The organism is Mesorhizobium sp. M1A.T.Ca.IN.004.03.1.1 (genome assembly GCF_003997555.1).
Lineage (GTDB): Bacteria > Pseudomonadota > Alphaproteobacteria > Rhizobiales > Rhizobiaceae > Mesorhizobium.
Genome location: NZ_RZTV01000881.1, coordinates 1 through 245, shown reverse-complemented (window position 1 = coordinate 245; position 245 = coordinate 1). Strand labels below are relative to the sequence as shown.

The window sequence follows — 245 nt, the reverse complement described above, 5'->3', positions numbered from 1 at the left end:
GACGAAGCCCAGGGCTGGGGCGTCATCGACAAGGTTCTGACGTCGCGCCTCGAAATGGAAGGCGAACAGGCCTAGTAATTAATTGGGATGGTGTTTTTGTCGCCACAGTTCTATCCCATTTGTGATTGAACAAGGGCTTTCATCCGGCGACGAAGACGCTAATAGTAACTATTAATGCTATGTTGAATTTTTATGACATAGCATTCGGCATTCGAAGGGGAATTCGTTGCCGCCGGAACCCGGAC

At 49.4% G+C, this 245-nt stretch carries 1 pseudogene; it reads left to right on the top strand.

From position 1 onward, the window contains the following. A pseudogene (gene clpP / locus EOD29_RS34210) lies at positions 1-75 on the top strand (ATP-dependent Clp protease proteolytic subunit); the annotation flags it as partial. Between the last annotated feature and the right edge of the window lie 170 nt (positions 76-245).